Origin of the sequence: Limimaricola cinnabarinus, from assembly GCF_002723615.1 — a bacterium.
Taxonomy (GTDB): domain Bacteria; phylum Pseudomonadota; class Alphaproteobacteria; order Rhodobacterales; family Rhodobacteraceae; genus Limimaricola; species Limimaricola cinnabarinus_B.
This window is the reverse complement of record NZ_KZ304998.1, coordinates 1-8,317: the sequence shown is the minus strand read 5'-3', so window position 1 is coordinate 8,317 and position 8,317 is coordinate 1. Positions and strand designations below refer to the sequence as shown.

9 protein-coding genes are annotated in these 8,317 nt (G+C 61.0%); 6 read left to right on the top strand and 3 right to left on the bottom strand.

The window, feature by feature from the left end; translation table 11 throughout:
* Positions 1–146: 146 nt before the first annotated feature.
* Positions 147–920 (top strand): DUF1828 domain-containing protein, encoded by a 774-nt coding sequence (locus CJ301_RS18100; RefSeq protein WP_099278742.1) that lies wholly within the window; start codon positions 147–149, stop codon positions 918–920.
* 12 nt (positions 921–932) lie between these two features.
* Here the strand turns inward: CJ301_RS18100 and scpB are convergent, their stop codons facing one another.
* From scpB to CJ301_RS19205, 3 genes are read right to left on the bottom strand one after another with little or no spacing between them, the layout of a single operon-like run.
* Positions 933–1,508, bottom strand: coding sequence for an SMC-Scp complex subunit ScpB (gene scpB / locus CJ301_RS18095; protein WP_099278741.1), 576 nt, complete (start codon positions 1,506–1,508; stop codon positions 933–935).
* Between the two features lie 2 nt (positions 1,509–1,510).
* Positions 1,511–1,945, bottom strand: coding sequence for a DUF1403 family protein (locus CJ301_RS19210; protein ID WP_367869653.1), 435 nt, complete (start codon positions 1,943–1,945; stop codon positions 1,511–1,513).
* 4 nt (positions 1,946–1,949) lie between these two features.
* A complete protein-coding gene (locus CJ301_RS19205) occupies positions 1,950–2,393 on the bottom strand; it encodes a DUF1403 family protein (protein ID WP_254050205.1) in 444 nt (147 codons plus the stop codon).
* Between the two features lie 211 nt (positions 2,394–2,604).
* Here CJ301_RS19205 and CJ301_RS18085 point away from each other — a divergent pair, with 211 nt between their 5' ends.
* From CJ301_RS18085 to CJ301_RS19200, 5 genes are all read left to right on the top strand, one after another.
* Positions 2,605–3,099, top strand: coding sequence for a hypothetical protein (locus CJ301_RS18085; RefSeq protein WP_216823334.1), 495 nt, complete (start codon positions 2,605–2,607; stop codon positions 3,097–3,099).
* Positions 3,100–3,927: 828 nt separating this feature from the next.
* Positions 3,928–4,866 carry a helix-turn-helix domain-containing protein gene (locus tag CJ301_RS18080; RefSeq protein ID WP_162620625.1) on the top strand — a complete coding sequence of 313 codons (939 nt, stop codon included), beginning with the start codon at positions 3,928–3,930 and terminating at the stop codon, positions 4,864–4,866.
* Between the two features lie 107 nt (positions 4,867–4,973).
* Entirely contained in the window at positions 4,974–6,386 is a 1,413-nt protein-coding gene (locus tag CJ301_RS18075; protein WP_099278739.1) for a ParA family protein, read from the top strand.
* Entirely contained in the window at positions 6,386–7,378 is a 993-nt protein-coding gene (locus CJ301_RS18070) for a ParB/RepB/Spo0J family partition protein (protein ID WP_099278738.1), read from the top strand. Before CJ301_RS18075 ends, CJ301_RS18070 begins: the two co-directional genes overlap by 1 nt.
* A 151-nt stretch (positions 7,379–7,529) precedes the next feature.
* Complete coding sequence (locus tag CJ301_RS19200) at positions 7,530–7,943, top strand: hypothetical protein (protein WP_269398740.1); 414 nt, start codon at positions 7,530–7,532, stop codon at positions 7,941–7,943.
* Positions 7,944–8,317: the final 374 nt, after the last annotated feature.

Here is an 8,317-nt window from a genome sequence, read left to right as displayed (position 1 = left end):
CTGACCCGAGATCGGGATACGTTTCGCTTCTGGCCGAGCTATACTGGAGAGTGCACAGAGAAGTTTGACGTTACGCTCCATAGTGCCGTGACGATTGCTTCGGAACTATACCGCTTTGCTGCTCCGGCTCAGGGAGAGATGATTGTATGAACGCGCAGAAGAAGATCTGTGCTGCCTTTTGTGAGGGTCTCTCCGTCCGAGAGATCCCCCTGGGCTATGCGATCAAGACTCCCTTCAGCTGGCTTCATGGTGAGCCGTTGGTCGTGTTCGGCGAGAGATCAGATGGCCTTGTTCGCATGCGTGATGGGGGTGATACGCTGGCCCTTCTTGAAGACGTTGCCGGTGACCTAACAACCGATACGAAAATGGATGCGATGAGGCAGCTCGCAACCGAGCACGGTATCGCATTCGATGAAGAGAATTCCCTCTTTCTAAGCGATTGGACTGATGAAGCAGACTTGGGTAGTGCAGCCGTCAGGTTCATGTCGTTCTTGAATCGCATTCAGGACCTTGCATTTCTGTCACGTGATAGGATCAGCAACGCTTTCCGCGAAGAGCTTACTGAGGCGATCAAGGAACGCTTTGGTTCACAGTTCCATGTTGGCGAGCGAGAAGCTTTGTCCAAGGATCACAAGGAATATACCGCTGATATCATTATCCGCGACGCCAAGATTCAAGCGGCTGTTTACGCTGCGACAAGTGAGGTGAACGTTCTTGAAGCACTGCTGACAGAGCAAGTGTTCAGAGACGACTACGAGGTGAAGACAGTACCAGTGGTGGTCTTCGAAGACTTTATGCAAAGCAAGGTAAAGCCTAAGACGCGTCGTCGAGCCATGAACAGCTCTGGCATCGAGATCGCAGACTGGGCCGGCGGGGCGGATGAAGTTCTTGCAAAGATCAGTCAGATTTTGAAGACGTGACGTTGTAGCTGTCTACGATCCCGTCAGCCCCGCATCGTGCAGCGCTTCGGCATCGGGCAGGTCGCGCAGATCCTGGAGCCCGAAGGCGGCGAGGAAGCCCGGCGTGGTGACGTAGGTGTAGGGGGCGCCCCGCCGCGGCGCGCGTGGCCCCGGTGCGATCAGATCCCGCGCCGCCAGCCGGCCGATCAGCTCGCGGGAGATCTCGGACCCGAAGATGTCCCTGAGCCCGTTGCGGGTGACCGGTTGATGGTAGGCGATGGCAGCAAGCACCGCGAGGTCACGCTCGGACAGGCTGATCTCCCGATCGCCGACATTGGCGGCGACACGGATCACCGCGCCGTAGGCGGCCCGGGTCCGCAGCATCCAGACGTCGCCGACCCGCACAATCTCGTAGGGTCGGTCGGCCAGCTCCGCGGCGAGATCATCGATCAGCAGATCCAGCGCCACCCCCTGCCCCACGACCCGTGCCAGATCGGCGCGCGGCACCGGCCGGGCGCTGGCGAACAGCACCGCCTCGATCCGCCGCATCCATTCGCGCCAGCGCAGCTCGCGCGGCAGCTCGGTGAGCTCGCGGTCGATCATCTCCATGCTCAAAGCCCGTAGAGCCGGAAGCTGTCGCGGCCGGTCAGCTCGCGCAGCGCGCCCAGCAAAACCAGCCGGTCGCAGAGCCGCCGCGCGGCGCGGTCCGACATCAGATGGGTCAAAGCTGTAGGCGTCAGTGCGTCCTGCGCGAGAAACAGCTCGATCGCCGCATCGGCGCCCTTGGCCCGCAGCTTCGGTGCCACGGCGTACAGCCGCGCGGCGCGGCGGGTCAGGTCGTGCGCCAGACCGGCGGCCCGGGCCGCAGCGCGGGCCACGGCCTGGTGGCAGGCCAGCCGCAGCTGATCCCCATCGCGCCGCAGATCGCGCGGTGCCAGGCCAAGCACCAGCAGCGGCACGATCCGATCCCAGCCAAGTACCTTGGCCAGTGCGGCATCGGCGAGGATCAGCGCCGCCGTCTCGGCCCGGGGGGCCTCCCTGAGCACCGTCTCAAGCGTGGCCGCGGCCCCGCGCGATGGGGGCCCCGCTCCGCGCCAGCTCGCGCCTGACCGGCTCCGGTGCGACGCCGGGGAGAGGCGCCAGGCCGCGCGCGGTCAGCGGCCGCGTCACCGCGCGACGCCAGGCCTGGCCGATCTCGCCCGCCGGCCCGAGCGGATCGCCGGGGCGCGCCAGATGAAGCGCGTCGCGCAGCTCTGCCAGACCCTCCGGGCGCCCCGAACACCTCACAGTTGCCGCCGCGGCCTCAAGCGCCAGCCGGTCGCGCCACAGCGTCAGAGGCAAGCCCGGCTGGGCCATCGCGCCTTGCAGATGCGCCAGCGCGGCGCCGGCGCGGAACGCGGCCTCCTCGGGATCGGCGGCACGGCCCGTGACGGCCCAGCCCGGAGCAGCAGGCCAGGAGGGTACGGGAAGATGAGGATGCGGATGAACGGACATGCCTCTCGCGCTACCGGGTCGCGGCGCTTTTGTCCATTCCATGGCATTTTAACCGCCGCGCTGTACGGTTGTCTCGCATGTCCGGTAATCTTGCCTTATCGGACATGAAGATGATCGGTCGCTTGGCATATCGAATTCGTCTGAAAACCCCGAACATCCCGCGCCGCTCGTCCTGCCCGATTACGTCGCGGGCTCCGGCAGCCTCGACCGTTTGGTCGACACCGCCCGCCAATACCTCGACCACGCCATTGCCGAGAACACCCGAACCGCCTACACGCGCAACTTGGAGGCCTTCGCGCGTTGGTGTCGAATGAAGGGCGCCAACCCCCTGCCCCCGTCGCCCGAACTGGTCGGGCTCTACATCACCGATCTCGCCGCGCCTTCGGGTAAGGCACGCCCGCTGTCGGTAGCCTGGATCGATCGCCGTCTTGCCGGACTGTCTGGGGGCTACGCGCAGCGCGACTTTCGGCTCGACCGGCGCGATCAGCACATCTCGAGCGTTCTCGTCGGCATCTGCTGCCGCCATGCCCGACCGTTGGAACAGATGGAGGCGATCAGGCCGGACGAGCTTCTGGCCATGCTCGCGACGCTCAGCCACGACCTGCGCGGGCTGCGCGACCGGGCCATGCTGCTGGTGAGCTTTGCCGGGGTGCTGCGACGCTCCGAAATCGTCGGACTGGATCACGGCCAGGACGACACCATCTAGGGCAGCGGCTGGATCAAGGTTCTCGAGGCCGGCGTTCTTGTCACGCTGCGCGGCAAGACCGGCTGGCACGAGATCGAGATCGCCCGCCGCTCCAGCGATCAGACCTGCCCGGTCCAAGCCCTGAAGAGATGGCTGGAGTTTGCAAAGATCGAGTTCGGCGCCCAAGCTTGGTAAAACCAGCCGGCCTGACGTGTCCAAGCCAAAGGGCGCACTTCATCCTCGTGCAGATCTTCGTGTCGATTGATCGGCTGCTCTGAGCCTCGGTAGGCTGCCCTGATCAAGTCGGAGGCCGCCTGATTCTCGTGGAACGCGAACCAAAAATGGCTACCAGAGGGTGAGGCCCTTGAAAGTACTTCTATAAATCCACTCAGTTTCACGCAATGCGTGTATATTAGTGCTGCCTACTGCCCGTTCAGCGTGGGCTCTCAGAAGGCTCTCGAAAAAAGTTCAGGGCCGAAATCACGCCGAAACCCTTGAAAAATAGCTCCTTTGCAAAGTGCAATTTACACCTTGATCGGGAGTTCTCTCGATTAGTTGTTGCGTCTCGGTAGGTGCTTGTGCATTGATGGCCCAAAATGCACACACGAAGAGGCCGCAGATGAGTAGCTAACCCCCAGACAAGACGAGAGCCCAGAAAGGTTGCCGCCTCTCTGAGCCCTTTAGTCGCCCGGTCTGCTAGGAAAACAGACCCTATATTCACCCTCTTCCTAGCAGGCATTTCCCACCTCCCGCAAGCCCCTTCGGCGTGCGGGATCATGAAAAGTGTGCCTGAGAATGACTTTCCCAATGAATCCGGGGAGAGGCTTCGTTGCCCTGCCCAACGAGATCATGGATCTCAAGATGAGCAGTGGTGCGTTCCGCCTACTCACCCTCCTATGCTCGTATGCGAACCACAAGACCGGTGACTGCCACACTCCCCACGAGGAGCTGGCCTCCCGTATGGGGAGATCGAAGCCGAGCATCACTGCCTACCTCAAGGAGCTTCGCGCCCTGGGGCTGGTTGCCTCGTTCTCGAAGAGAGGCTTGTTCGGTGGCAATGGATACCAGCGTCACAACGTGACCTTCTGGAAAGAATGGCGCACTGCTCTGCGTAAGGCAGGAACCGATCGGCGCCAGAAGAAGGTCGATGAACAGGTTGCGGACGTTCAGGAAGCTGAATGCGGCGTTCAGTCCTCCGAACGCGAATATAATAACCATATCCATTCTAACCACACTACTGCACCGCAGCCTCTGCCACAGCTGGTCGAGATGAACGAGGCCCCTGCCCTGCAACCGGATCCTTGCGTCAGTGCAGTGGTGGAAGAATTGCGGGAGAGATGGGTCGAGCTGACCCGTGGTGCGTCATGGAGCACGCACTTCAACTCCATGCCCTCGCGGGATCTGGTTGCTAAGACCGAGAAGCTCCTCGCCGACTACGCGCTGGTTCAGGCAGACACAGCAATCAGCGATGTGGACATAGAACGAAGGCTCCGGGGCATCTGGCGGTCGTTGGGTGTGAGGGAGAACCGAGAGGCTCTGCACGAGCAGGTCGAGTTAGTGTCCCAGAACCCGGCGCCAGCAGCGGTTCTCCCTGCCCTATCGGCGGCCATCAAGAGGAAATGGCGGGTCGGCTTCTGGAGGAAGATGCCAGAGCCACACTTCTTCCGAAACTACCTTGCTGAAGCGTGTGCGGCAGCTCCTGCGACTATGGCGTCGACGCTCAAGGTGCTAAGACACCACCTGAGGAAATACACCGAACTGACCGCGATGAAGACTGCCACACGGTGACCGTCAGCCTACCGAATAAAACAAACCAAGACGGCCAGGGAGCCGATTATACCGATCGGTATAATCCCGCTTAGGAGCCGGAGAGCAGAGAACGAGGAGACTGCAAAGTGCAGGCAGACAAGCAAACGACCGATTATACCGACCGGTATAATGACGCATCGAAGCCGCAGATGATCGACTTTATCAAGCGCCTCGCCCACGGCATGAGGGATATCGCCGGGCAGGTTCGTCAGGACGACACGATGAAGAAGCGTGTTGAGAAGACATTCAGCACACGCGAAGTCGGAGAGCTTCTCGGGCTGGGGAATGCCTACACCATCCGTGTGCTCAACCAAGCTACAAGCGACGATGACAGCTTCCCTGTGGGGCGGAAGACCGTCGGGCAAAGTGGACATACAGCCCACTACTCGATCTCCGAGATCATGATGATGCGGGCCTACCTTCAATCTCGCACGCACCGGAAGCACGAGTACTTGCACTGGCGCAAGCCGGGTGATCCGCTCCCCGTTGTGAGTTTCTCCGCCCAGAAAGGCGGCACCGGGAAGAGCCTGTCTGCTGCTCATTTCGCGCAGTATGTGGCCATGAACTACGGTCTGCGCGTAGGCATTCTCGACTGCGATCCGCAGGCTACTGTGTCGCTCTATTTCGCTGACAAGCAGACCAAGCTCTTCGAGCGAAACCGCAATACCGTGGCATCGTTCATGGGGCTCGACCTCGACCAGTTCAATGCACACCAGATCGTGGAGAAGTCGGCCGAGGATCTGAATGGGATGTGGCAGACCACCCAGTGGCCGGGCACCCGGCTCATTCCTGGCGGCGCAAACATTCAGGACGCTGATCTCGCGCTCCTCATGCTGTCGCAGAAGTCCGGCGGCACCGCTCCCGTGCATGCGGCCCTCAAGGATGCCATTGCTCGCTGGGACGCCGCGTATGGCCCGAATACCCTGGGGTCCGAGCTTCGCAAGTCCGATGGAAGCTTCGATGTCGAGAAGTATCAGGAAGCCCTTCACGAGACGGTCGACGTGATCGTAATCGACCAGCAGCCATCCTTCACGCTTGTGCAGCTCAACGGCTTGGTTGCCGCGACCAACCTGATCGTGCCGCAGACCATGAAAGGTTTCGACCTCAAAACGCTCAGCACCTACGCCGACAACGTGCAGGTCTACCTCTCCGAGATGGCGATCGAGGATCGAGTGATCGGTGGCGGAAACCACATCGTGCTCCCGACCATCATCCAAGAGGCCAACGAGAAGGACGTCGATCAGATCGTCGACATTCATAGACGCCACCCGGGCCTCGTGTCTCAGGTCTGGTATTCGAGATCAGATGCCGTCGCCAACGCGGCTGAGGAATACAAGTCCATCTACGAGTACGATCCTCCGCGAAGCAGACGACCTTCTGCGAAGGCATTTATTCAGAATGCGAATGCCGTGAACGATGCACTGGCCAAACTGGTGTGGGGTGGGGCGCTTCCATCGCGCGGCCACGCCGAGAAATTCATCGCTGAGAGGTGGGTGTGATGGCGAAGAGGAAGCTGAACTCGGCACCGATGACGGACGAGGAGAGGGGAGTGCCGCAAGCGACGGCGCAAACCTTCGAGAGCTACGAGGAGCCGCGCGGCGGGCTGGTTGGCCACCAAATGGGCCATGCCACCAACGACATCCTCAAGAAGGTGATGGACGGAAGGGTCTCGGTGGTCATGAAGACCTCGCAGATCGAGGACGCCCTCGGCAGCGACCGCAAAGGCAACTGGGTAGAGGACTCGGAGTTCAGGCTGCTAAAGGAGAACATCGCTGCGCGCGGGCAGACCCAGCCGATCCGTGTTCGCCCAATGAATCCGGACTGGCGCCCTAACCACAAGAACCCGACCGTCATCAATGGAGCTGCGCAGTTCCTTCTTCTGTCCGGTCGGCGTCGCCTCCGGGCGCTGCAGGAATTGGGTGTGGATGAGGTGCAAGCCATCATCGCGCCTGACATGAAAAGCGCACTGGACGGGCACGAAGACCTCACCATCTCGGACCTCGAGGAGCGCTACTCCGAGAATGCCATTAGGCAAGACCTGACGCCGTTTGAACGCATCCTGTCGATCGGGCAGATCGCGATCAGGCTGAAGCACGAAGAGGATGCGACCCAGGCGCACATCGCAGAGCGCTTGGGTGTTGCGCAGCCGCTCGTATCTGTCGGTGTGAAGTGTGCCCAGAACGCCGATAAGGCGCTCGACTGGTTCGGCCCGAAGGCGAGCATGGACATGATCCGGGATCTCGCGCCATTCCTCGACAAGAGGGAAACGCTTGCTGAGGCGAAAATGGCGCTGGCCGAGAAGAGAGAGAAGGGTAGGGGGACCGCCGCGAAACGCGCCCAGAAGACGATCCCAGGTGGGGGGACATATAAGCTGGAGCGGAACGGTAAAAAGGTCAGCCTCACCGCTAAGGGCATCTCCATCCCACCCGTGAAGCAAGAGGACTTCGAACGAGAGCTGTTGGATCTCATTCAGCGATACCGAGATGGCTAACCGATTATACCGATCGGTATAATCCGATATCCCCAGCGCAAGGTTGGCTGGCACCGCTATCCTTTAATTGTATTTCTTATAAATATCAGGGGGTTGATTGTAGATTTATTGTGGCGGCGCGCTTTAACCTTGCGACTCCGAGGGCGCTATAGTGTCACCGCTGTGGGAGGACCCTGTCCGGACCTATGTCGAGGAATGCCTCGCCGGCGTCGATGGGATGCGCCAGCGCAGCTTCAACATGCGGTGGCTTGCCTCGATGGTGGCCGAGGTACATCGCATCCTGCTTCTAGGCGGTGTGTTCCTCTATCCCATCGACCGAACGCTTCGGGAGAGTGGGGGCAAGTTGCGCCTGCTTTACGAGGCCAATCCGATGAGTTTACTGATCGAACAGGCAAGGGGCATGGCCAGCACTGGGCGGGCGCGACTTCTCGAGATTGCGCCCGAAGGACCACATCAGTGGGTTCCGGTTATCTTGGGATCGGCGTGCGAGGTGGATAGGATTATCGAACTGCACCGCATTTTCGATGGAGCATCACAGTCACGTAGTGCGCGGGCCCCTGCCTAAGGACAACCTTAGTCACGCCGGTTCGGGCAAGGGGAGGGACCTTAAACAATACGAGAGGGCGAAGACCCTACGCGTGTTCTCGGAGACCGCGTGGTCGGCGTAGCCGCGGGCGGTGCCGACGAGGCGGTCAAGCCGGCCGGAGCCCGCGACGTGGGTAGGCAGCGAGATCGGGGCAGGGATTTCAGGCGTGTCTGGAATGCCGAAGAGCCTATCACGCTCATGTTCGATAAGGGGGCTTATCGGACACTAAAACGAACTGGGGCCGGGCTGTGTGTCGTTTTTCACAAATAAGTTCAGCAGCCTGTCACAGACGGTTCAGTGAACGGCCGCAGCGTCGAAGCAGCCGTTCGCGCAGATCGCAGCGAACGGCTTGA

What these genes read in the sequence shown, in the direction of transcription:
- CJ301_RS18100 (WP_099278742.1), top strand. Translation starts at nt 147, where the DNA reads ATGAACGCGCAGAAGAAGATCTGTGCTGCCTTTTGTGAGGGTCTCTCC.
- scpB (WP_099278741.1), bottom strand. Translation starts at nt 1,508, where the DNA reads ATGGAGATGATCGACCGCGAGCTCACCGAGCTGCCGCGCGAGCTGCGC.
- CJ301_RS19205 (WP_254050205.1), bottom strand. Translation starts at nt 2,393, where the DNA reads ATGTCCGTTCATCCGCATCCTCATCTTCCCGTACCCTCCTGGCCTGCT.
- CJ301_RS18080 (WP_162620625.1), top strand. Translation starts at nt 3,928, where the DNA reads ATGGATCTCAAGATGAGCAGTGGTGCGTTCCGCCTACTCACCCTCCTA.
- CJ301_RS18070 (WP_099278738.1), top strand. Translation starts at nt 6,386, where the DNA reads ATGGCGAAGAGGAAGCTGAACTCGGCACCGATGACGGACGAGGAGAGG.